Genomic DNA, 21,324 nt, shown 5'->3' on the forward strand with positions numbered 1-21,324 from the left:
CGGCGTGCGGCGCGGGTCGCGGGCCCCCGCGGACACCGCCGCGCGCCCGTGTTGCGAGGTCATGGGCATTCAGGCGCTAATGTTGCACACGACTTACCTGTGTTTCGACGACGTGGCGCTGCGGCCGCGGTCGTCCGCGGAGCAACGAGATAGGAGGAGAGCCCGATGGAGCTGCTCCTACTGACCTCCGACCCGAACCCCGATGCGGTGCTGCCTTCGCTGACGCTGCTGGCGCACAATGTGCGGCCCGCACCGACGGAAGTGTCGTCACTGCTGGAAGCGGGCAGCGCCGATGTCGCGCTGGTCGACGCCCGCACCGACCTGGCCGCCGCGCGCGGGCTGTGCCGCCTGCTGGGCAGCACCGGTTCGTCGGTGCCCGTGGTCGCGGTGCTCACCGAGGGTGGCCTGGTCGCGGTGAACGCGGACTGGGGTGTGGACGACATCCTGCTGCCCGGTACCGGTCCCGCCGAACTCGACGCCCGGCTGCGGCTGCTGGTGGGCCGCAACGGGGGAGTGGTGAGCCCGGAGAACTCCGGCAAGGTCACCCTCGGTGAGCTGGTGATCGACGAGGGCACCTACACCGCCCGGCTGCGTGGTCGCCCGCTCGACCTCACCTACAAGGAATTCGAGCTGCTGAAGTACCTCGCCCAGCACGCGGGCCGGGTGTTCACCCGCGCCCAGCTGTTGCAGGAGGTGTGGGGCTACGACTTCTTCGGTGGCACCCGCACCGTCGACGTGCACGTGCGGCGGTTGCGCGCCAAGCTGGGCAGCGAGTACGAGTCGCTGATCGGCACCGTGCGCAATGTCGGCTACAAGGCGGTGCGCCCGGCGCGGGCGTCCGCCCCCAAAGGTGAGCCCGCACCGGTCCCCGACGAGGACGACGACTCCCCGGTGACCTCGGCCAACGGGGCGACGCAGTAGTTCCCCGCCGCGCTGGGCGCTGCTCGGCCGCGCCGGAGCAGTCGACTGCCCGGCACCCGCACCGGCCGACGGTGCCACACTGGTCCGACAGCGCCACACCGGTGACGGCGTACGCAGCAACCCACGGCGCGGATCGCCGCGCGGATCGAGGAGGACCGGCCGATGTCGGACACCGCAACCCTGACCTGGTGCGATCGGGTCGACCCCGCCACCGCCGAACGGGTCGGCGCCCTGCTGGACCGGGTGCGGGCCGCCGACGGTGTGGCGCCGGTTTCCGAGCAGGCGGTGCTCTCGCTCGGCGAGGCCGATCCCGGGGCGAAGCATCTACTGGCCGAGCGCGCGGGTGAACTCGTCGGGTACGCGAATCTGGTTGCCGCGCATGACGATCACCCCGCGATGGCCGAGGTCGCTGTCGATCCGTCCGCGCGCGGCGCCGGCATCGGTGCCGATCTCGTCCGCACCGCACTGGCCGAGGGCGGCCCGGACGCGCGGGTCTGGGCGCACGGCGATCTGCCCGCCGCCAAGGCGCTCGCCGCGAGCCTGGGACTGGGCACAGCGCGGGAGCTGTGGCAGATGCGCCGGTCGTTGATGACGCCCGAGCTGCCCGCCGTCGAGGTGCCCGCCGACGTGGTTCTGCGGACCTACGCGGGCCCCGGCGACGATGCCGAGCTGCTGCGGGTGAACAACGCCGCCTTCGCCTGGCACCCCGAACAGGGCGGCTGGACCGAACGCGATATCGCGGCTCGCCGGGCGGAGTCCTGGTTCGATCCCGATGGTCTGTTCCTCGCCTTCGACGTCACCGATCCGACCCGCTTGCTGGGCTTCCACTGGACCAAGGCGCATCCGGACGCCGCCCCGGCCGGTGAGGTGTACGTGGTGGGCATCGACCCGGCCGCGCAGGGGCGCGGCCTGGGCCGGTTGCTCACGCTGGCCGGGCTGCATCACCTGCGGTCCACGGGCTTGTCGGAGGTGCTGCTCTACACCGAGGCCGACAATCACGCGGCCGTGCGCACCTACACGAAGCTGGGTTTCGCCCCCGCCCACATCGATGTCGCCTACGCTCGCGCCGCTGCTGCGAGCGAACTCACAGTCACCGGTCGTGGCTGAACAAAGCACTGCTGACCGGCGACCTGCGAGTGGAACTGCGGCGAACATCACACCACCGGCGTAATCGCGCCGGGCTGTTCATTCTCCGTTTACCAACGTCGGGCCAACTGTCAACCGGGTATCCCTACGTTACTTGTGGGCGGCACACCAAGTCGCCTGGTGCTTCGCGTCCTGCGCGATCGGCACCGCCCAACTCGCCCGGGCCGGTGAGGGACCGAGCGAGTTTCGCCAGCAATGTCGGAGGAAAAGTGAACTTCAAGCGCACCAGTGCCTTGGTCGGCGTCTTCGCCGCGGGTGCGATGTCCCTGGCCGCCTGCGGCAGCGACAACAATGCCACCAGTGGCGCCGGCTTCACCGCCAACAGTGACGTGCAGTGCGGCGGCAAGGACGCCCTCAAGGCCAGCGGGTCGTCGGCGCAGAAGAACGCCATGGACCGTTTCGTCGCCGCGTACCAGACCAACTGCGAAGGCTTCACCCTGAACTACACCTCGAGCGGCTCGGGCGCAGGTGTCAGCGAGTTCATCGGTGGCCAGACCGACCTGGGTGGCTCGGACTCCCCGCTCAGCGCCAAGAAGGACGAGCCGGCCAAGGCTCAGGAGCGTTGCGCCAGCCCGGCGTGGAACCTGCCCACCGTCTTCGGCCCCATCGCGATCACCTACAACATCGACGGCGTGACCGACCTGGTCCTCGACGGCCCGACCGCCGCCAAGGTCTTCAGCGGTGAAGTCGCCACCTGGGACGCCCCCGAGATCAAGGCGCTCAACCCGGACGCGAACCTGCCCGCCGAGCCGATCGCCGTGATCTACCGCTCCGACCAGTCGGGCACCACCGACAACTTCCAGCTCTACCTCGACGCCGCCTCCGACGGCGCGTGGGGCAAGGGCGGCGGCAAGACCTTCAACGGTGGCGTCGGTGAAGGCGCCAAGGGCAACGAGGGCACCTCGGCCGCGGTGAAGAACACCCCGAACGCGATCACCTACAACGAGTGGTCCTTCGCCAAGGCGCAGAACCTCTCGATCGCCCAGATCGTCACCTCGGCCTCCGACGAGCCGGTGGCGCTGACCTCCGAGACCGCGGGCAAGGCGATCGACTCGGCCAAGATCAAGGGTGAGGGCAACGACCTCGTCCTCGACGTGAGCTCGTTCTACAAGCCCACCGAGGCCGGCGCGTACCCGATCATCCTGCCGACCTACGAGATCGTGTGCTCGGACTACGCCGACGACGAGACCGCCAAGGCCGTCAAGGCGTTCCTGACCTCGGCCGTCACCAACGGCCAGGAGGGTCTGGAAGAGGCCGGCTACATCGCCATTCCGGAGAAGTTCAAGACCAAGCTGACCGCCGCGATCGACGCCATCTCCTGATCGCCCACTAGGCCATGACCATGCACCCTGAGGTGACCGCGGCGGGCTCGTCTGATTCGACGAGCCCGCCGGCGGCCGGAGATACTGCGAATATGCCGACCGAACCGAAAATCGACAAGGCCCCTGACGCGGGTCGCGTCAGCCGCCTGAACGCCGAGACGATCTTTCGGTGGACGGCCACCGCAGCGGGCGCGACCATTGTCGCGGCCATCGCGTTGATCGCACTGTTCCTGCTGATTCGCGCGGTTCCCTCGCTCAGGGCTGACGAGGTCAACTTCTTCACCAGTACCGAGTTCTCCACCGGTAATGCCGACCATCTGCGCTTCGGTATCCGCGACCTGTTCATGGTCACGGTGCTCAGCTCGGTGTTCGCCCTGATCATCGCGGTGCCGATCGGCGTCGGCATCGCGTTGTTCCTCACGCATTACGCGCCCACCCGGCTCGGCAAGCCGTTCACGATGCTGATCGACCTGCTCGCCGCGGTGCCCTCGATCGTGTTCGGTCTGTGGGGCTTTCTGGTGCTGGCGCCGCAGATCTCGCCGGTCCAGCAGTTCCTCAACGACAATCTGGGCTGGTTCTTCCTGTTCGCCGACGGCAACGTCTCGATCGGCGGTGGCGGCACGATCTTCACCGCGGGCATCGTGCTCGCGGTGATGATCCTGCCGATCATCACCTCGGTCTCGCGCGAGGTGTTCGCGCTGACCCCGCGCGCCCACATCGAGGCGGCGCAGGCGCTGGGCGCCACCAAGTGGGAAGTGGTGCGCATGACCGTGCTGCCCTACGGGCGCAGCGGTGTGATCGCCGGTTCCATGCTCGGTCTCGGCCGCGCGCTCGGTGAGACGATCGCCGTGCTGGTGGTGTTGCGCACCGCGACCACGGGCGGTGACTGGTCGCTGTTCGACGGCGGCTACACCTTCGCCTCCAAGATCGCCTCGGCGGCCCACGAATTCAGCGCACCGTTGCCGACCGGCGCCTACATCGCCGCCGGTTTCGTCCTCTTCGCGCTGACCTTCCTCGTCAACGCGCTGGCCCGCCTGACCTCCGGCGGAAAGGTGAACGGCTGATGACCACCACCACGACACTCGAGAAGCCGCTCAAGGCTCCGACCTTCCGGCACGTCAGCACCGGCCGCCGGATCAAGAACAACATCGCCACCGGTGTGGTCACCGCCTGCTTCGTGATCGCGCTGATCCCGCTGGTGTGGGTGCTGGGGTTGGTGATCACCAAGGGCATCGGCTCGATCCTCAGCGCCGACTGGTGGTTCTACTCCCAGCAGGGCATCCTGCCCGACCAGTCCGGTGGCGGTGTGTACCACGCCATCTACGGCACCATCGTGCAGGCGGCGGTGGCCTCGATCATCGCGGTACCGCTGGGCATCATGGCCGCGGTGTACCTGGTGGAATACGGTCGCGGCCGGTTGGCCAAGGTCACCACCTTCATGGTCGACATCCTCGCCGGTGTGCCCTCGATCGTCGCCGCGCTGTTCATCTTCGCGCTGTGGATCGCCACCTTCGGCATGCCGCAGAGCTCCTTCGCGGTGTCGCTGTCGCTGGTGCTGCTGATGCTGCCCGTGGTGGTGCGCAGTACCGAGGAAATGCTGAAGCTGGTGCCCGACGAGCTGCGTGAGGCCTCCTACGCGCTGGGTGTGCCCAAGTGGAAGACCATCCTGCGCATCGTCATCCCCACCGCCGCACCCGGCATGATCAGCGGCACGCTGCTGGCGCTGGCCCGTGTGATGGGTGAGACCGCGCCCGTGCTGGTGCTGGTCGGTTACTCCAAGTCGATCAACCAGGACATCTTCGACGGCAACATGGCCTCGCTGCCACTGATGATCTACCAGGAGCTGGCCAACCCCGAGCCCGCCGGTCGCGCCCGTGTGTGGGGTGCGGCGCTCACGCTGATCCTGCTCATCGCGCTGCTGTACCTGGCCGCCGCCGGGGTCAACAAGATGCTCACCCGGAACCGATAGAAGCGAACGGAAAACTCCCATGGCCAAGCGGATCGACGTCAAAGATCTCAACATCTACTACGGCAGTTTCCACGCCGTGTCGGACGTGGACCTGACCGTCCTGCCGCGCAGCGTCACCGCCTTCATCGGTCCCTCCGGTTGCGGCAAGTCCACCGTGCTGCGCTCGCTCAACCGCATGCACGAGGTGACGCCGAACGCGCGCGTCGAAGGCGCGGTGCTGCTCGACGGCGAGGACATCTACAGCTCCTCGATCGACCCCGTCGGGGTGCGCCGCACCATCGGCATGGTGTTCCAGCGGCCGAACCCGTTCCCCACCATGTCGATTCGCGACAACGTGGTGGCCGGGCTGAAGTTGCAGGGTGTGCGCAACAAGAAGGAGCTCGAAGAGGTCGCCGAGCGCTCGCTGCGCGGCGCCAACCTCTGGAACGAGGTCAAGGACCGCCTCGACAAGCCCGGCGGCAGCCTCTCCGGCGGTCAGCAGCAGCGTCTGTGTATTGCTCGCGCCATCGCGGTCTCGCCCGACGTGCTGCTGATGGACGAGCCGTGTTCGGCCCTGGACCCGATCTCCACCCTGGCGATCGAGGACCTGATCACCGAACTCAAGAAGGAGTTCACGATCGTCATCGTCACCCACAACATGCAGCAGGCCGCGCGGGTGAGCGACCAGACCGGTTTCTTCAATCTGGAGTCCCAGGGCAAGCCCGGTCGCCTGATCGAGATCGACGACACGGAGAAGATCTTCTCCAACCCCACCCAGCGCGCCACCGAGGACTACATCTCCGGCCGCTTCGGGTAAGCGAACAACCCACAAGAAAGGCCCGTGCGTACGCACGGGCCTTTCTTGCTGTGTGTCAGCCTTCCAGTTCGCCCTCGCCGGGCAGGATGCCGGTGACCAGGAAGATCACGCGGCGGCCGATTTCGACGGCGTGGTCGGCGAAGCGCTCGTAGTAGCGGCCCAGCAGGGTGGCGTCGACGGCGGCGGCTACGCCGTACTTCCACTCGCGGTCCATCAGGAGGGTGAACAGGTGGCGGTGGAGGTCGTCCATCGCCTCGTCGTCCTGGTTGAGCTGGGCGGCGCGCTCGGGGTCGCGGGTCTCGAGCACCTCTTTGGCGCCGGCACCCATGTTGACCGCGATGCGGCCCATCTCGGCGAAGTAGCCGTTCACCGATTCCGGCAGTGCGTGGTTGGGGTGGCGGCGACGCGTCACCTTGGCGACGTGCAGGGCCAGCGCGCCCATCCGGTTCACGTCGGCGACGATCTGGATGGCACTGACCACCTGGCGCAGATCGCCGGCCACGGGGGCCTGTAGCGCCAGCAGCGCGAAAGCCTTCTCCTCGGCTTCGGCGATCATCACCGAGATTCGATCCTGCTCACCGATGACCTGCTCGGCGAGCGTGAGGTCGGCCTGCAGCAGCGACTGGGTGGCCTGCTCCATGGCTTGACCGGCGAGACCGGCCATCTCGCCCAGGAGATTGGCGAGATCGGCCATTTGCTCGTTGTAGATGACACGCATAATTGCTGACACTAGTGGGTACCGCAACGGCTGTCACCCAACACCGGGTGAATGCCACATGGCACTGTCGTGCCAGTTCAGCGCGGGCGCGCGCCCGCGCTCAGGAACAGCTCGTGTCGGCGGCGTTCATGTGTTCGAGATCGGCGGGCAGGGCGACGGGGGCGGCCGTGATCGGTTCGCCGCTCGCGGTGCTCGGGATCTCGGAGCCCACCGACACCGGCTGGCGGATCTGGCCCGAATGGTCGGCGCCGAGGATGACCTCGATGATCCCCATGCCCTCGAGTTCGTCGTTGCGTTCGGTGATCGCGCCGGGAATCGCGCTGGCGACGGTCGCGGCCGCGGCCTCGTGTCCCTCCGAGTAGCGGACCAGCGTGGACTCGCTGCCCGCCGGGTAGTTACCGACCAGATAGATCCCGAAACCCATCGCGCTGAGCCGGTTGGCGGCCTGCTGCGCCGCACCGGACTGGCTGCTGCCGTTGGTGACGCGCAGCGACACCGAGCCGGGATTCACCGCGTGCAGCGGCGGCGCCTTGGTCGGCGGGGCCTCCGCTGAGCTGGTGATCGGCGGGGCGGTGTCCTCGCCCGGCAGCGGCTGATCGTCGATGATCGCGCGGAAGATGGCCTTGATATCGGAAGTACGCGGGATCTCGTTGCCGTAGGCGGTGGTGCCTGCGGTCGGTGCGGTGATGAAGGTGACCGCACCGGCGTTCACCTTCTGCAGCGACCGGCCGAGCAGGATCAGATCCTGGGTGCCGACACCGTCGACGAACGTGTGCTCCCGGAACGCGGTGACGAAGCCCTGCAGTTTCGCCGGGTCGAGCAGCACGTGGCTCGACAGCGCGCCGCGCAACAGCCCGGCCAGGAACTGCTGCTGACGGTGGATGCGGTCGTAGTCGCTGCGCTCCTCGCCGACCACATGCCTGGCGCGCACGTAGTTGAGCGCCGTCTGGCCGTTGACCCGCTGCTTGCCCGAGGTCTCGAGGACGGTGCCGAGCACGCCGTCGATGATCGGCTTGGTCGAGCACACTTCCACGCCGTCGATCTCGTCGACCATCGCCTCGAAGCCGGCGAAGTCGATGCCGACGAAGTGGCCGATGCTCAGGCCCGACATCTTGCGCACCACGTCGACCAGGCAGCGCGGGCCGCCACGGGCGTAGACGGCGTTGAGCTTGTCGCTGGAGGCCGAGGGGATGGTCTCATCGGTGTAGGCGTTCTTGTTGTTGTCGAAGCCCGCGCACTGCGGGCGGGTGACGTCGAGGTCGCGGGGGAACGACACGACCACCACCCGGGACCGGTTCTTGGGGATGTGCACCAGCATCACCGTGTCGGCGCGCGCGCCCTCGGCGTCGTCGGTGGTGCCGGCGCCGATGTCGGCGTTGAGACCGGCCCTGGTGTCGGTACCGACGATCAGATAGTTCTCGTCGCCGAGCTGCATGTCGCCGTCGAGGACGTCCTCGGTGGCGCCGTCGAGCGCCGAGACCTGGGTGAAGCCGTTGTTGGTGGCCCGCAGATAGCTCCAGGCGCCACCGGTGATCACCAGGGTCAGCACCGCGACGAAGGTGACCGCGACCCGCCCCGCCATCCGCGCCTGCCTGCCGCGGCGGCCCTCGGCGTTGCCGCGGCCGTCCGGTCGGCGCGGCGGGGCGGCCGGTGCGGTCTTGACCGGCCGGGCGCGCTTGGGCGGGGTCGCGGGGTCGGTGACCGCGGGCAGGATGTCGGTGACCGGTTCGCCGTAGTCGGCGCGGCGCGCGGGGGCGGGGGGACGCGCCGACTCTTTCGGCTGGGCGGGCAGCGCGGTGGTGGCGGTGCGGTCGGCGGGGGATTCGGCGCGATGGGGTGCGGCGCCCGCGATGTCGTCGACCACGGGCGAACCGTCGGTGCGGGGCGCCACTTCGGGACGAGGAGTGGGGCGTGGGGCTTGTTCGCGGGCGCGGCGGCCCGCGCGCGAGCTCGGCGGCGGTTCGGCTTCGGGGGCGGCGCGTCTGCCGCGCTTGGTCCGTTCGCTGTCGACCCGGTCGACGAGGTCCTGCACCGTCAGCGGTGCCGCGTCGGGGTTCTGCGTGGCGTCTGCGTGCCGGGAGCGTCGAGAGCCGGTCGGCGGTTGCTCGCCGGGCTCGGAAGCCGGGTAGCGCTCCCACGGGGCGCGACCTCCGGACCTGGGCGTACGCCCGCGCCGATCGTCACCCACCAGCGAACCTCACTTCTCTATCTGCCGCACCATGCGCGTCATCACTCGGCTCGACATCGATTCGGAGCCGAACGATGTCCGCAATGATAACGATTCCGCCACGAGTGGCCACTCCAGTGCACAACAGATTCGCTGACAATCTCGTTGCGACGCGCTGACCGGCGCTTCGAGTACCGAGTTCGGGGTGGGCGTGTCTAGCCGCCGCTGTGCATCACGTCGGCGGCGGCGGGCACGGTGTCGTCCTCGGGGTCGTCGAGCCAGCCCTCGGGCAGGACCACCTTGGTCTGTGGGGAACCCTGGCGTCCGCGCGGGCCGAGCGCTTCGGTGGGGAAGGGGATCGAGGGGTCGAGCCGGCCGACGAGGTCCGCGATCTGGTCGAGGCGCGAGACGGTGGCGAAGCTGCGGCGTAGCTGGGAGCCGACCGGGAAGCCCATCAGGTACCAGGCCATGTGCTTGCGGATGTCACGCATCGCCTTGTCCTCGCCGTCGTGCTCGGTGAGCAGGGTGGCGTGGCGCAGCAGGATCTCACCGACGCGGCCCAGTGTGGGGCCCTCGGGGACCTGTTCGCCGCGCAGGGCGGCGCTGAGCTCGGCGAACAGCCACGGCCTGCCCAGGCAGCCACGGCCGACGACCACGCCGTCGCAGCCGGTCTCGCGCATCATCCGCAGGGCGTCGTCGGCGGTGAAGATGTCGCCGTTGCCGAGCACGGGGATGGTGGTGACGGCTTCCTTGAGCCGGGCGATGGCCGACCAGTCGGCCGCGCCGGAGTACAGCTGGGCGGCGGTGCGCGCGTGCAGGGCGACCGCGGCCGCGCCTTCGGCTTCGGCGATGCGGCCGGTGTCGAGGTAGGTGTGGTGTTCGTCGTCGATGCCGACGCGGAACTTGAAGGTCACCGGTACTCCGGCCGGTTCGGCGGCCTTGACCATCTCGCGCACGATATTGGCGAACAGCCTGCGCTTGTAGGGCAGTGCGGAACCGCCGCCGAGGCGGGTCACCTTGCGGACCGGGCAACCGAGGTTGAGGTCGATGTGGTCGGCCCAGCCCTCGCCGACGACGATGCGCACGGCCTCACCGAGCGTCTTGGGGTCCACACCGTAGAGCTGCATCGAGCGCGGGTGCTCGTCGGCGTCGAAGGCCATCATGTGCAGCGTCTTCTCGTTGCGTTCCACCACCGCGCGCGCGGTGATCATCTCGCACACGTAGATGGCGGTGGAGCTGCCGAACTCGCGGCACAGCTTGCGGAAGGCGAGGTTGGTGATGCCCGCCATCGGTGCGAGCACCACCGGCGGATCGACCGGATAGGGTCCGATCCGCAGCGCGGTCGGCGCCTGGGGCATCGTGGTAGTCACGCCTGCCATTCTCGCATCCGCCCCGGTGTGATCGATCTCGCGTACCTGCGCTTTCGACCGGGTCACGGCCGTGCTGCGACCCACCTGACAGCATTTATGTGGTACTCGACGTTCGGGATAGCTCGGTGGCTCAGTAATCTGGCGATGCCGCCCCCCGCGCGGCGCGCTGTCCCCACATCATCGGAGAAGACCCCCATGGCCGAAGACGCCACCGATCTGACCAAAACCCCCGCCGAGCCCGGTAAGGCCACCGTGGCGATCAGTGTGTCGTCGCTGGTCGGCGGCGCCGCGATCGTCGTGCTCGCCGTGGTCGCCATCGTGTTGGGCGTGCTGTACGGCTCGGCGCGTTCGGAGGTGTCGGACATGCGGGCCACGGCCGAGGACGACGCCAAGGCCGCGCAGGTGGCCCTGGACTACTCGGTCGGCTCGGCCACGCTGAACTACCAGGACGTCGACGCCTGGGTCGCCAACCTCAAACAGGGCACCTCCGCGGAGCTGGCCACCAAGTTCGAGGCCACCGGCGACAAGCTCGAGCAGATCATCGTCCCGCTGAAGTGGACCTCGGACGCCACGCCGATCACCGCCAAGGTGATGTCGCGCGACGGCGACGTCTACCAGGTCGCCGCGTTCGTCGACGTGAGCACCACCAACGCTCAGAACCCGGACGGCCTGCGCAACACGGTCACCTACAACATCACCGTGGACGGCGGCCAGGACTGGAAGATCACCGATGTCGGCAGCACCGACGGTGCCCTGCCGATGAAGTAGACCCGCACACGAGAACGCCGCCCACCGGACTCGGTGGGCGGCGTTTCGTCGTTTGTCTAGACGCTGGCCATCTCGCGCTTCTTGGCTTCGCGGGCGAGCATCCGGTCGCGCTGCTCCTCGAACTTGACCACGTCCTGGCTCAGCTTCTCCAGGAAGCCGGACAGGCGTTCGCGGGTGGCCTCGCCACGGGCGGTGAAGTCGGTGCGCTCGAAGATGTTCCACTTCTTGAGCACCGGCTGCACGACCTCTTCGAGGTGCTGGCGCAGGTCGTAGATGCCGTGCTTGGCCATGAGCACGCCGTTGCGCCGGAAGTTCGGCATCCCGGCGCCGGGCATCTGGAAGTTCTCCACGATCAGCGCGATGGCCTCGATCGCCTGGTCGGGGCTCAGGTCCAGCGCGGCACCGCACAGGTTGCGGTAGAAGATCATGTGCAGGTTCTCGTCGGCGGCCACACGCTGGAGCATGCGGTCGGCGATCGGGTCGTCGCACACCCGGCCGGTGTTGCGGTGGCTCACGCGGGTGGCCAGCTCCTGGAAGGTCACGTACGCGACCGAGTGCAGGAAGCCCGCGTCGACCTCGGTGGGGGAGGCGAACCCGTTGGTCATGTGGATCATCCGGGCCTCTTCGAGGGCCACCGGGTCCACGCCACGGGTCACCACGAGGTAGTCGCGCATGACGATGCCGTGGCGGTTCTCCTCGGCGGTCCAGCGGCCGACCCAGGTGCCCCAGGCGCCGTCCTGGGAGAAGTTCTCGGCGATCTCGCGGTGATAAGAGGGCAGGTTGTCCTCGGTGAGCAGATTAGTGATCATGGCCGCCTTGGCGACCTCGTTGAGCTTGGACTGCTCCGGATCCCAATCGATGCCGCCCATCGCGGCGAAGTTGCGGCCCTCGTCCCACGGCACGTAGTCGTGGGGGTGCCATTCTTTGGCCAGCGACAGGTGCCGGTTGACGTTTTCCTCGGCAACCGGCTCCAACTCCGTGAGCAGTTCGAGTTGAGTCAGATCCCTTGCCATGTAAAAACCCTTCGCTGTCGTGCTTGCGGTCGAACGTCGCGATTCGGCCATACCTTACGGCACCGTAGGTGTGATGCGAAACGCAACTGAGCGGAATCCCGTCGAAGTTGAGCTACGCCACAACGCCGGTGGTTGCCGGGTGGACGTGCTGACGAGTCTAGGTGTTCGGCCCGCAGCGTAGGGACTATCGCTGTGGGGCTCGCAGTGTTAACCCGAAGTGGGTGAACTCTCGCGCGCGAGACGGGCGGGCCTGGTCAAGGGGTCTATCGGGTGAGTTGGGCCTTGTTGCCGGTCGTGTTCCCACGTCGAGCTCTACTCGGGGTCCGGTCCGGCGATCGGCGCAGGTGGGGCCGGTGAAGTGTGGTGCCCCCTGTAGGACTCGAACCTACGACCTAGTGATTAAAAGTCACCAGCTCTACCAACTGAGCTAAAGGGGCGCGCAGCGGAGTCTAGCGGACACTGGGCCGTGGGGCCGAACCGTGGTCTCCCGTTTGCGTGCGCGGCGCCCTTCGTCGCTGGTGATCGGTGGTAACGGCGCTCGATCGTGCCGCGATGGTCCGGTAAACGTCTGGTGCTCAGGATCGTTCACACTTCACTTCGCGTCATGGTATTGAATACTGTTGTAGTACAACGGTTTTCGATAGACAGGGTTATGTGGGCGATGAACGGGTCCGGTGTGGGTGTCGCCGCTCGCGACCGTCGGGCGAATCGCAGTGGGTTCGCACGGCAGCCGGGGGCGGGGCAACCGGGCTGTGCGCCTGTGCAATTCGGAGCCGGTCCGGCAATGCGGTTCGCGTCCTGTTCGCCGCACTGGATAACCGAACCGGATGTTCGGTTGGGTGTCCATTCGCTGCGTGCCGCCGCGCGAATCCGGGTACGGTGATCGCCTGGTGAATTTCGAAACAATCACCGGTGCCGTGTTTTCCGGCGCTCCGGTGCCGAGTGTGGTGTCGCGTTATTCATCGAGAGTTCGAAGTGCCGGGGCGAACGCGAAGGGTGCGCGCGAACTCGCGGCAAAAGGGGTAGTCGGCGCCGCAGGAGGAGGCGGTTCTCACAGGTAGTTGGGCCCGAGTGTGCACCCCCTGCGGCGCACCCGGGCGAGCGAACTATACCAGCCGGAGGGGTACCGGCTTTTCTGCGAGATTTCATACCGAAAGTTTGAAATAAGACCACAATTCGCGCCGACGGTCCGTAAATGGACGCCGGCGACGAGAAGGTTCGGAGGCGTTTCGAGCATGGCACGGCAACAAGAGCGGGCGCGCCGGACACGCGCGGCGATAATCTCCTCCGCCGCCGTCGAGTTCGGGAAGAGCGGATATGCAGCCGCATCGCTCAACCGCATTCTGGATGGTTCGCGCGCCACCAAGGGGGCGATGTACTTCCACTTCGACTCGAAGGAGGACCTGGCGCGCGCGGTACTCGAGACCGCGGTGGAGCGCTACCGGCACTGCGCCGAGCGCTGGCTGGCGCGTACCGACCTGAGTCCACTCGACGTGCTGCACGGCATGGTCGACGAGATCGCCCTGCGGCTCGAACACGACACCATCGTGCAGGCCGAGCACCGCCTGGTGATCGAGCCCGACTTCCATCGCGACGCGGGCAACGGCGGCGGGCGGATTCTCGGCCGCACCACCCGGGTGCTCGCTGTGCGCGCGATCGACGACGGACAGCTGCGCCCCGACGCCGACCCCGACCGCTTCACCCGCACCCTGGCCGCGGCGCTGGCCGGTCAGCGCTACCTCGTCGGCCCGATCACCAACGGCGCGGCCGCCGATCTGCGTGCCCGTTTCGCCGAGGTACTGGAGGTGATCGTGGAAGCGATGGCGACCCCGCTGTGGATCCAGCACTTCCGCACCGACGGCTGGCGCGCGCAAGCCCGCCTGGACGACCTCGGTTTGGGTGCCTGAACAGGCGATTTGGAAGTCTGCGCGAAGGTGTCATAAGCTATGCGAGCTCCCAACGGAAACGTTGAAGCCGCCCCGGAGAGATTCGGAACGAGCCCCCTTCGTCTAGCGGCCTAGGACGCCGCCCTTTCAAGGCGGTAGCGCGGGTTCGAATCCCGTAGGGGGTACAGTCTTCGGACTGTGTCAAGCAGTATCGCAGGAAGCAAGGCCCTGTGGCGCAGTTGGTTAGCGCGCCGCCCTGTCACGGCGGAGGTCGCGGGTTCGAGTCCCGTCAGGGTCGCAAGTCAGGCGCCGGAGAAATCCGGCGCTTCGCGTTTGGCATTCAGTATGGGTGCCTGCGGCCAGGTAGCTCAGTTGGTACGAGCGTCCGCCTGAAAAGCGGAAGGTCGCCGGTTCGATCCCGGCCCTGGCCACAAAAAATCCCCTTCACCAGCAATGGTGCGGGGGATTTTCGCGTTCAGGGGCGGTCAGGCCAGGCGCAGCGCGTTGGCCCAGAGGCGGGAGACGGTGCGGACCACCTCCGTCATCGACATCGCGACGCCGTCGAGCCGGCCGTCGCCGGTGACGAAATAGTTGTAAGCCAATCGGCTCACCATGCCCGACAGGGCGCGTGAAGTGAGCATCGGGTCGAGCTCGGGATCGGCCAGGCCGCGCTGTTGCAGCTCGGCGATGCCGCGGGCATTGCGGCGGATGAAGGCGTCGGCGCGGTCCTGGCGCAACGTGGCGAACTCGGGGTCGATCTGGGCGACCTGCTCGAGCAGCGCCATCAGCTTCGCATTGCGCGCATAGGCCCGGAAGTAGGCGAGGTTGGCCGCCTCGATGATCGAAGCGGGGTCATCGGTGCCGGTCACATGCGGCATCCCGGGATGCATCATGTCTTCCTGGGCGTGCTCGAGGATCGCGGCGAGGATCTCCTCCTTGCCGGCGAAATAGGTGTAGAAGGTGCCGGCCGAACAGTTGGCTTCGCGGGTGATGTCGATGAGCCGGGCGTCGAGATAGCCCAGCCGCTCGAACACCCGGCGACCCGCCTCGATCAGCGCCGCCCGGGTGCGCCGCCCGCGCGCGGTGGTGGGCAGGTCGCGCAACAGCGAGGTGCGCGCCATCGACGGCGGCGCACCCTCGCTGTCGTTCTGCGCGCGACGGTCCATGCTGTAGTTATATACCGCAGGCCGGTCAGCGGTACTTGTTGAGTTCCTGGCGGGCGATGGCACGCTTGTGCACTTCGTCGGGGCCGTCGGCCAGGCGCAGAGTGCGCAGGTTGGCCCAGGCTTGGGCGAGTGGGAAGTCTCCCGTGACACCACCGGCGCCGTGTACCTGGATGGCCCGGTCGAGGATCCGCAACGCGATATTGGGTGCGGCCACCTTGATCGCGGCGATCTCGGTGCGCGCGGCCTTGTTACCGACGGTGTCCATCATGTAGGCGGCTTTCAGGGTGAGCAGCCGGACCATCTCGATGTCGATGCGGGATTCGGCGATCCAGTCCTGAATGTTGGCGTTGTCGGCCACCGGCTTGCCGAAGGTGACCCGCGACTGCGCGCGCTTGCACATCAGCTCCAGTGCGCGTTCGGCCATCCCGATGGTGCGCATGCAGTGGTGGATGCGCCCGGGTCCGAGCCTGGCCTGACTGATCGCGAAACCCTCACCCTCACCTTTGAGGACATCGGTGACGGGCACCCGCACGTCGGCGAAGTCGATCTCGGCGTGACCTTCACGTTCCTGGTAACCGAAGACCGGCAGCCCCCGCACGATGGTGATGCCGGGCGCGTCGATCGGGACCACCATCATCGACTGCTGCCGGTGCGGTGCCGCGCTCGGATCGGTCTTGCCCATCACGATCAGCACCCGGCAGTTCTTGTGCAGCGCGTTGGTGGCGAACCACTTGCGGCCGTTGAGCCGGTAGTGGTCGCCCTCGCGCACCATCGACAGTTCGATATTGGTGGCATCGGAGCTGGCCACGGCGGGCTCGGTCATCGCGAACGCCGACGCCATGGTGCCCGCGAGCAGCGGCTCCAGATACTTCTCCTTGTGCTCGGCGGTGCCGAACAGCTCGAGCACTTCCATGTTGCCGGTGTCGGGAGCGTTGCAGTTGCAGGCTTCGGGGGCGAGGTGGCTGCGGCCCATGATCTCGGCGAGCGGGGCGTATTCGAGGTTGGTCAGGCCGGGGCCGCGACCGGGGTGGGGATGGAACAGATTCCACAGGCCACGGCGCTTGGCTTCGGCTTTGAGTTCGTCGAGGATCGGCGGCTGGCAGTGCGGGTCGCCGGAAGCGCGCATCTGCTCGTCGTAGACGGCTTCGGCGGGATACACGTGGGCGTCCATGAAATCGAGCAGGTCAGTGCGGTATTTCGCGGCGCGGTCGGTGAGTTCGAACAGTGACACGGTGCGTCCTTCGGTGGGCCGGCGGGGGCTCGGTGTCGGCGCGTGACGCGCTGACTGAATGTTGACGTCAACTTCAAGTTGGTGATTGTGCTCAGCTTGAGCCACCCGCCGGGCAATGTCAACGGTCGCCGCGGCGCGCACGCGATTGGCCAGTACCCGGCGTGGCCTGTACAGTCTCCGAACTGACAGCACAGCATGGCCCTGTGGCGCAGTTGGTTAGCGCGCCGCCCTGTCACGGCGGAGGTCGCGGGTTCGAGTCCCGTCAGGGTCGCAGTAGGCGAAAGTCCCCCACACCACTTCGGTGCGGGGGACTTTTCGCTGGTAGCCCCCGAGTTCAGCGCCGGTGATCGATGCTGGTGATGCGATAGCGGCCGTCGGCGACCTCGGCGGTGCGCATGGTCTGGTGGATCTTCTCGATACCGGTGTCACCGGGCCACTGCTGATGGATGGTGACATGCCAGACGCTGGGATCGGTGGAGTCGCCCCGGGTGATGTGCACGCAGTACTTCACCTCCGGTGGGAGGGTGGCGATGCCCGTGGCGAGGGCGGATTCGGAGCCCACGTGCGCGTCGTCGGTGACGAAGGTGCGGGCCTTGGTGGCGTCCCGGTCCACGAAATAGCTGTGCTCGAAGCCCAGGATGGCGCCCTGCGGGGTGGCCGTGTCGCCGTGCTCGGCGCTGATGGTGATGGACGCGGTGCGGAATTCCTCACAGCCCGGCAGCCCGTGCGCGGGCAGCGGTGGGGTGACCGACGACGTGGGAACCGTGGTCACAGCACCGGAGACGGCGGCCTGCTCGGCGCCCGCGTCGTCGCCGGGGCCCAGGAAGATGGTGGCGGCCAGACCCAGCACCACCACGAAGACCAGCGCCCCCACCACACCCTTGATGGCCGCCGCGGCCTTCGCCCGGCTGTCGCTGTCGTCGTAGCGTTCGTCGTAATAGTTCTTACGTGGTCTGCGTGCGATCTGCCCGCCGCCACCGAAGTCCTTGAGCCGCGGTAACACCGGCATCTCGACATGGTCGCCGCTCTGCTCGGTGGCGGTGGTGGTGGCCCAGTCGTTCCAGTCGACATCGTCGGTGCGCCGCGGCTCGACCGCGGTGTTGTCGTTCCAGTCGTTCCAGTCGCCGGTGAAGCCGTCGTCGGTCTCGGGATCGCGGTACACCGGCTGGGGCTGGACCGGTGCGGGCGACGCCTCGGTGAAGGGCTCGGGGTCCGGTGGCGGCCAGATCTCCGGGTTGGTGCCGATGGTCTGTGGTTCCGCCTCACGCCGTCGCCTGCGCCGCCGTTTGCCCTGCGGGCGGCGACCGGACGGCGCGGCCTCCGGCGACGACGAGAAGTAGGCACCGAACGGGTTGTCCATGCCGGGTCCTAAACGGTCGCCGGGACGACCCCCGGCTGCCCGCGCTGGGGCCGTTCACTCTCTTCATCCTGTTGTGGACGCGCGCCGGGAGGAATCACCCCGCCCTGCATCGGCTGCTCGGGTTCGGCATCCTGCGGGCTCGGTTCCGGTTGTTGTTCGGTTTTCGGTGCGGGGATGACCGGCGCCGGGACGACAGGCGCCTCTGCTTTCGGCGTGACGAAGGGGCCGGCCCCGGGATTCGGGCCGCTGCCGTCGTCAGCGTTCCCGGCACCGCTGGGTCCGCCTCCGCTGTTCGCGCCGTCGCCGGTGCCCGGTCCGGCTCCGTTCGCACCGCCTCGGGGAATCAGGCCGCCGCCGTTCGGGCCGCCACCGGGGCTCGCACCGCCCCCACCGTGCGCGCTCGCGCCCGGGTTCCCGTCGCCGCCACCGTTGGGCCGGGCACCCGCGTTCACGCCGGTTCCGGGACTCGCGCCGCCGTCGGCCGGGGTACCGCCCAATCCGCCGAACAAGGCGCCCGAGTTCCCGCCGCCGGCGCCCGGCGCCGGTCCGGTGGTGGCCGGTGCCGTCGCGGACTGCCCGGTGGCGTTCGCGGCGAGTGTGTCGATGCCCGCGGTCGCCAGCTCCGCGCCCTGGTCGATCCCGTGCATCGCCACCTCGGCGATCTTGTCGATCAGATGGGTGCCGAAGGTGACGCCGGCGTCGATCGCCGCGGTGCCCAATGCCACGCCACCGTCGATCAGCGCCTCCTGCAGCGCGATCTGCGCTGCCGTCGCCGGATCGGTCGTGGTGGTGGTGCCGTTCCAGCCGGACCGGTCGGTGCCGCCCGTGCCCAGCACGTACACCCCGGGCGCCACCTCCGTCGCGCCGCCGGGCACGGTGACGCCGTTGGTGCCACCCAGATCGCTGTTGAGTCCTCTGGTTTCGCGGGTGTGCTGGTCCATTTCGGTGCTCGCGTTGCCGACCACTCCCACGGCTTCCTGAATGGCCTCTTCGGCGAGTTCGACGATGGCGTCGAGGTTGTTGCCGTTCACCGCGGGTGCGGCGGCTTTCGCCTTGGCCCGGAAGTCGGCGATGATCGCGTCCACCTTCGTCGCGGCCAGCGCCTGGGTCGAATGTGCCCGCCCGAGTAAGCCACTGAGACGCTGCCCGCGATCGGCCGCCGCCGACACCTCGGTCGCGGTCCGGCGTAAGGCGGGGGTGGCGGGTGCGGCGGTGTCGGTGGACTCCAGTGCGTGCAGGCCGAGCCGGTGCGGATCTTCGGTCGCGGTGGTCGCCGCGGTCGCCGCGGTGAGCGCGGCGACCACCCCGGGATCGGGTTCGGCGGAGGTGTTGGTGCCCAGCGCGTTCCGCAGTTCCAGCAGGGGCACCTCGAGCAGGGCGATCACCGGCGCGATCTTGGCTTCGGCCTCGGCGGGGGTGATCGTGCTCAGGGTGTTCTCGGTGGCCAGGGATTTCGTGCGCATCACGCCACCTCGTCGGTGATCGCGCCGAGCGCGGCGGCCACATCGGTGTCGACCCCGGTCACGTTCTCGCCGTAGCGATTCAGGATGTCCTGGTAGGTGGTGACGAGTTCGCCCGCGGTACGCAGGGTGGCGGCGTGCTCGCCGGCGGCCTCGGTCCAGGCGGTGGCGAATTCTCGCCCCAGCACGCCCAGGCCCGACAGGTCGACACCGGCGGCGGTCGTGGTGTCACCGGCCGCGGTGCCGAGTAGTTCGGAAATTCGAGCCGCCGCACGCTGATAAGCGTCGAGTGCTGACGGGTCGAATGACATTTCTGCCACGATGTCTGCCCCTTCACGATCGCGGAACCCGGCGCTGCCGGCACTGAAAAGCGTAGCCACCGCACGCCGATCGTGGGGGAGTCCCGCGGTCATTGATCGTCGCGCTCTCGAGAACTCGCAGGTCGCCTCGTTGTGACCTGCGAGTAGGGTCGGCGGGGTCATGGCTGTCCTGCTACTCACCCTGCTCGGGTTCGCCGCCCTCGACGCGCTCGATGTGCTGCTGGTGGCGATCACCACGGCCGTGGTCGCCGACAGCAGGCTCACCCGGCGTTCGCCGATGGTGGGAGTGCTCAGTTTTCTGGCCGGTGTCTTCGCCGTGTCGTTCACCTTCGGCATCGCCACCGTGCTCGGCATCGACTTCCTGGTCCGGTTGCTGGACTTCGAGCTCACGCCCCTGCTGCGTTACTGGGGTGAGCTGCTGCTGGGCCTGGTCCTGATCGCGGTGGCCGCCCTCCCGGTCGACACCACCGTGTCCACCGGCGGGCGCTGGGTGCAGCCGGTGCGCCGGTACCCGTGGCTGATGGGCGTGCTCGGTTTCGTACTCGGCCTGGCGAAGGTGCCCACCTCGGTGCCCTACCTCGCGGCGCTGGCCCTGATCTCCGCGCAGCGTCCGCTGCCGGCGGGCTGGCCGCTGATCGTCGCGGTCTACTGCCTGGTCGCCCTGGTGGTGCCGCTGGTGGTGCTGGCGCTGGCGATGCGCCGAACTCCCCGCTCGCGCCGGGTGTACCGCCTGCTCGTGCGCTGGATCACCCGCTTCGGGCCGCCGGTGGTGCGGGTGCTGTTCGTGCTGTTCGGCATCGGGTTGGTGATCGACGCGCTGGTCCACGGTGGTGACCTGTGGTGAGGAGCCCGCACGGCCGCTCAGGAACGCGTCAGGTGCATCGAGTACCGTCATCACGAATCGATGACGTGCTTCGGCGCCTGGAACTTGGGCCGCCGGGCGTTACCAGGTGAGCAGGGAGGGCGACCCTTGAGGGTTACCGTTGTTGTGCCGACCTACAACGAGCGGGAAAATCTGCCGGTGGCGGTGGAGCGGCTGACGGCGCTGCCGGTGCCCGATCTGCATGTGCTGGTGGTGGACGACAACTCACCCGACGGCACGGGTGAGGTCGCCGACAAGCTGGCGGCCGAGCTGCCGAACGTGGTGAGCGTGCTGCACCGCACCGAGAAGGACGGCCTGGGCCGCGCCTATATCGCGGGTATCACCCAGGCGCTCGCCGAGGGTGCCGATGTGGTGATCCAGATGGATGCCGACCTCTCGCACCCCGCCGAGGTGATCCCGTCGATGCTGGAGCAGCTCGGCTCCGACGATGTCGGTGTGGTGCTCGGCTCGCGCTATGTGCCCGGTGGTTCCACCGCCGCGGAGTGGAAGTGGTACCGCAAGGTCCTCTCGGCCTGGGCCAACTTCTACGTGAACCTGATCCTGCGGTTGGGCGTCAAGGACGCCACCGCCGGTTTCAAGGCATGGAAGGCCGACACGCTGCGTGCCATCGACGTGGCCTCGATCCGTAGCAACGGCTACTCGTTCCAGGTGGAGATGAACTACCGGGCGATCAAGCGCGGCTACACGATCGCCGAGGTGCCGATCCGTTTCGAGGAGCGCACTGTGGGCGCGTCGAAGATGAGTTTGAAGGTGCAGCTGGAGTCGGCGCTCATGCCGTGGAAGCTGCTGTTCGGCCGCTCGGTGTAGAGCAGCGTGAAGGCCCCGCCG

The 21,324-nt window shown here is 68.1% G+C and carries 19 protein-coding genes and 5 tRNA genes; 14 read left to right on the top strand and 10 right to left on the bottom strand.

The window, feature by feature from the left end; translation table 11 throughout:
- The first annotated feature begins 165 nt into the window (after positions 1-165).
- From ACFO5K_RS24200 to pstB, 6 genes are all read left to right on the top strand, one after another.
- Positions 166-921 carry a winged helix-turn-helix transcriptional regulator gene (locus ACFO5K_RS24200; protein ID WP_378567445.1) on the top strand — a complete coding sequence of 252 codons (756 nt, stop codon included), beginning with the start codon at positions 166-168 and terminating at the stop codon, positions 919-921.
- Positions 922-1,083: 162 nt separating this feature from the next.
- Positions 1,084-2,028, top strand: a complete 945-nt coding sequence (gene mshD, locus ACFO5K_RS24205) for a mycothiol synthase (RefSeq protein ID WP_378567448.1) — start codon at positions 1,084-1,086, stop codon at positions 2,026-2,028.
- Positions 2,029-2,276: 248 nt separating this feature from the next.
- The gene (pstS, locus tag ACFO5K_RS24210; RefSeq protein ID WP_378567451.1) at positions 2,277-3,389 is read left to right on the top strand and encodes a phosphate ABC transporter substrate-binding protein PstS; all 1,113 of its coding nucleotides are present in this window, start codon (positions 2,277-2,279) and stop codon (positions 3,387-3,389) included.
- Between the two features lie 92 nt (positions 3,390-3,481).
- The gene (gene pstC / locus ACFO5K_RS24215) at positions 3,482-4,453 is read left to right on the top strand and encodes a phosphate ABC transporter permease subunit PstC (RefSeq protein WP_378567454.1); all 972 of its coding nucleotides are present in this window, start codon (positions 3,482-3,484) and stop codon (positions 4,451-4,453) included.
- On the top strand, positions 4,453-5,358 hold the full coding sequence (pstA, locus tag ACFO5K_RS24220) for a phosphate ABC transporter permease PstA (protein WP_378567457.1): 906 nt from the start codon (positions 4,453-4,455) through the stop codon (positions 5,356-5,358). Before pstC ends, pstA begins: the two co-directional genes overlap by 1 nt.
- Positions 5,359-5,377: 19 nt before the next feature.
- Complete coding sequence (gene pstB, locus ACFO5K_RS24225) at positions 5,378-6,154, top strand: phosphate ABC transporter ATP-binding protein PstB (RefSeq protein WP_378567460.1); 777 nt, start codon at positions 5,378-5,380, stop codon at positions 6,152-6,154.
- Between the two features lie 55 nt (positions 6,155-6,209).
- Here pstB and phoU read toward each other — a convergent pair whose 3' ends face one another.
- The 3 genes from phoU to dusB form a co-directional block, all read right to left on the bottom strand.
- Positions 6,210-6,872 carry a phosphate signaling complex protein PhoU gene (gene phoU / locus ACFO5K_RS24230; RefSeq protein ID WP_378567463.1) on the bottom strand — a complete coding sequence of 221 codons (663 nt, stop codon included), beginning with the start codon at positions 6,870-6,872 and terminating at the stop codon, positions 6,210-6,212.
- Between the two features lie 100 nt (positions 6,873-6,972).
- Entirely contained in the window at positions 6,973-9,060 is a 2,088-nt protein-coding gene (locus ACFO5K_RS24235; RefSeq protein ID WP_378567466.1) for an LCP family glycopolymer transferase, read from the bottom strand.
- A gap of 194 nt (positions 9,061-9,254) precedes the next feature.
- Positions 9,255-10,376, bottom strand: a complete 1,122-nt coding sequence (dusB, locus tag ACFO5K_RS24240) for a tRNA dihydrouridine synthase DusB (RefSeq protein WP_378568303.1) — start codon at positions 10,374-10,376, stop codon at positions 9,255-9,257.
- 228 nt (positions 10,377-10,604) lie between these two features.
- Here dusB and ACFO5K_RS24245 point away from each other — a divergent pair, with 228 nt between their 5' ends.
- Positions 10,605-11,177: a hypothetical protein gene (locus ACFO5K_RS24245; protein WP_378567468.1), complete on the top strand. Its 573-nt coding sequence runs from the start codon at positions 10,605-10,607 to the stop codon at positions 11,175-11,177.
- A 56-nt stretch (positions 11,178-11,233) separates the two neighbouring features.
- Here the strand turns inward: ACFO5K_RS24245 and ACFO5K_RS24250 are convergent, their stop codons facing one another.
- Together ACFO5K_RS24250 and ACFO5K_RS24255 are read right to left on the bottom strand one after the other, a co-directional pair.
- On the bottom strand, positions 11,234-12,190 hold the full coding sequence (locus ACFO5K_RS24250) for an acyl-ACP desaturase (protein ID WP_378567471.1): 957 nt from the start codon (positions 12,188-12,190) through the stop codon (positions 11,234-11,236).
- A gap of 361 nt (positions 12,191-12,551) precedes the next feature.
- Positions 12,552-12,627, bottom strand: a tRNA-Lys gene (locus ACFO5K_RS24255).
- Positions 12,628-13,425: 798 nt separating this feature from the next.
- Between ACFO5K_RS24255 and ACFO5K_RS24260 the strand changes: the two genes are divergently transcribed.
- From ACFO5K_RS24260 to ACFO5K_RS24275, 4 genes are all read left to right on the top strand, one after another.
- Positions 13,426-14,097, top strand: a complete 672-nt coding sequence (locus ACFO5K_RS24260; protein WP_378567474.1) for a TetR family transcriptional regulator — start codon at positions 13,426-13,428, stop codon at positions 14,095-14,097.
- A gap of 91 nt (positions 14,098-14,188) precedes the next feature.
- A tRNA-Glu gene (locus tag ACFO5K_RS24265) sits at positions 14,189-14,261 on the top strand.
- A 39-nt stretch (positions 14,262-14,300) separates the two neighbouring features.
- A tRNA-Asp gene (locus ACFO5K_RS24270) sits at positions 14,301-14,374 on the top strand.
- Between the two features lie 59 nt (positions 14,375-14,433).
- Positions 14,434-14,507: transfer RNA gene (locus ACFO5K_RS24275), tRNA-Phe, on the top strand.
- A gap of 54 nt (positions 14,508-14,561) precedes the next feature.
- Here ACFO5K_RS24275 and ACFO5K_RS24280 read toward each other — a convergent pair.
- Positions 14,562-15,242 carry a TetR/AcrR family transcriptional regulator gene (locus ACFO5K_RS24280; protein WP_378567477.1) on the bottom strand — a complete coding sequence of 227 codons (681 nt, stop codon included), beginning with the start codon at positions 15,240-15,242 and terminating at the stop codon, positions 14,562-14,564.
- 25 nt (positions 15,243-15,267) lie between these two features.
- Entirely contained in the window at positions 15,268-16,473 is a 1,206-nt protein-coding gene (locus tag ACFO5K_RS24285) for an acyl-CoA dehydrogenase family protein (RefSeq protein WP_378567480.1), read from the bottom strand.
- A 197-nt stretch (positions 16,474-16,670) separates the two neighbouring features.
- Here ACFO5K_RS24285 and ACFO5K_RS24290 point away from each other — a divergent pair.
- A tRNA-Asp gene (locus ACFO5K_RS24290) sits at positions 16,671-16,744 on the top strand.
- A gap of 63 nt (positions 16,745-16,807) precedes the next feature.
- Here the strand turns inward: ACFO5K_RS24290 and ACFO5K_RS24295 are convergent.
- The 3 genes from ACFO5K_RS24295 to ACFO5K_RS24305 are packed head-to-tail and all read right to left on the bottom strand — an operon-like array spanning position 16,808 to position 19,613.
- A complete protein-coding gene (locus tag ACFO5K_RS24295; protein ID WP_378567483.1) occupies positions 16,808-17,833 on the bottom strand; it encodes a hypothetical protein in 1,026 nt (341 codons plus the stop codon).
- An 8-nt stretch (positions 17,834-17,841) separates the two neighbouring features.
- Positions 17,842-19,296: a hypothetical protein gene (locus ACFO5K_RS24300; protein WP_378567486.1), complete on the bottom strand. Its 1,455-nt coding sequence runs from the start codon at positions 19,294-19,296 to the stop codon at positions 17,842-17,844.
- Positions 19,296-19,613, bottom strand: coding sequence for a hypothetical protein (locus tag ACFO5K_RS24305; RefSeq protein ID WP_378567489.1), 318 nt, complete (start codon positions 19,611-19,613; stop codon positions 19,296-19,298). The genes ACFO5K_RS24300 and ACFO5K_RS24305 overlap by 1 nt, the downstream gene beginning before the upstream one ends.
- A gap of 160 nt (positions 19,614-19,773) precedes the next feature.
- Between ACFO5K_RS24305 and ACFO5K_RS24310 the strand changes: the two genes are divergently transcribed.
- The gene (locus ACFO5K_RS24310) at positions 19,774-20,457 is read left to right on the top strand and encodes a GAP family protein (protein WP_378567492.1); all 684 of its coding nucleotides are present in this window, start codon (positions 19,774-19,776) and stop codon (positions 20,455-20,457) included.
- Between the two features lie 84 nt (positions 20,458-20,541).
- Positions 20,542-21,303: a polyprenol monophosphomannose synthase gene (locus ACFO5K_RS24315; RefSeq protein WP_378568305.1), complete on the top strand. Its 762-nt coding sequence runs from the start codon at positions 20,542-20,544 to the stop codon at positions 21,301-21,303.
- The last annotated feature ends 21 nt before the right edge of the window (positions 21,304-21,324 follow it).

This window comes from Nocardia halotolerans (assembly GCF_042650145.1).
GTDB classification, from domain to species: Bacteria; Actinomycetota; Actinomycetes; order Mycobacteriales; family Mycobacteriaceae; genus Nocardia; species Nocardia halotolerans.

What these genes read in the sequence shown, in the direction of transcription:
- ACFO5K_RS24200 (WP_378567445.1), top strand. Translation starts at nt 166, where the DNA reads ATGGAGCTGCTCCTACTGACCTCCGACCCGAACCCCGATGCGGTGCTG.
- mshD (WP_378567448.1), top strand. Translation starts at nt 1,084, where the DNA reads ATGTCGGACACCGCAACCCTGACCTGGTGCGATCGGGTCGACCCCGCC.
- pstC (WP_378567454.1), top strand. Translation starts at nt 3,482, where the DNA reads ATGCCGACCGAACCGAAAATCGACAAGGCCCCTGACGCGGGTCGCGTC.
- pstA (WP_378567457.1), top strand. Translation starts at nt 4,453, where the DNA reads ATGACCACCACCACGACACTCGAGAAGCCGCTCAAGGCTCCGACCTTC.
- pstB (WP_378567460.1), top strand. Translation starts at nt 5,378, where the DNA reads ATGGCCAAGCGGATCGACGTCAAAGATCTCAACATCTACTACGGCAGT.
- phoU (WP_378567463.1), bottom strand. Translation starts at nt 6,872, where the DNA reads ATGCGTGTCATCTACAACGAGCAAATGGCCGATCTCGCCAATCTCCTG.
- ACFO5K_RS24245 (WP_378567468.1), top strand. Translation starts at nt 10,605, where the DNA reads ATGGCCGAAGACGCCACCGATCTGACCAAAACCCCCGCCGAGCCCGGT.
- ACFO5K_RS24250 (WP_378567471.1), bottom strand. Translation starts at nt 12,190, where the DNA reads ATGGCAAGGGATCTGACTCAACTCGAACTGCTCACGGAGTTGGAGCCG.
- ACFO5K_RS24260 (WP_378567474.1), top strand. Translation starts at nt 13,426, where the DNA reads ATGGCACGGCAACAAGAGCGGGCGCGCCGGACACGCGCGGCGATAATC.
- ACFO5K_RS24280 (WP_378567477.1), bottom strand. Translation starts at nt 15,242, where the DNA reads ATGGACCGTCGCGCGCAGAACGACAGCGAGGGTGCGCCGCCGTCGATG.
- ACFO5K_RS24295 (WP_378567483.1), bottom strand. Translation starts at nt 17,833, where the DNA reads ATGGACAACCCGTTCGGTGCCTACTTCTCGTCGTCGCCGGAGGCCGCG.
- ACFO5K_RS24300 (WP_378567486.1), bottom strand. Translation starts at nt 19,296, where the DNA reads ATGCGCACGAAATCCCTGGCCACCGAGAACACCCTGAGCACGATCACC.
- ACFO5K_RS24310 (WP_378567492.1), top strand. Translation starts at nt 19,774, where the DNA reads ATGGCTGTCCTGCTACTCACCCTGCTCGGGTTCGCCGCCCTCGACGCG.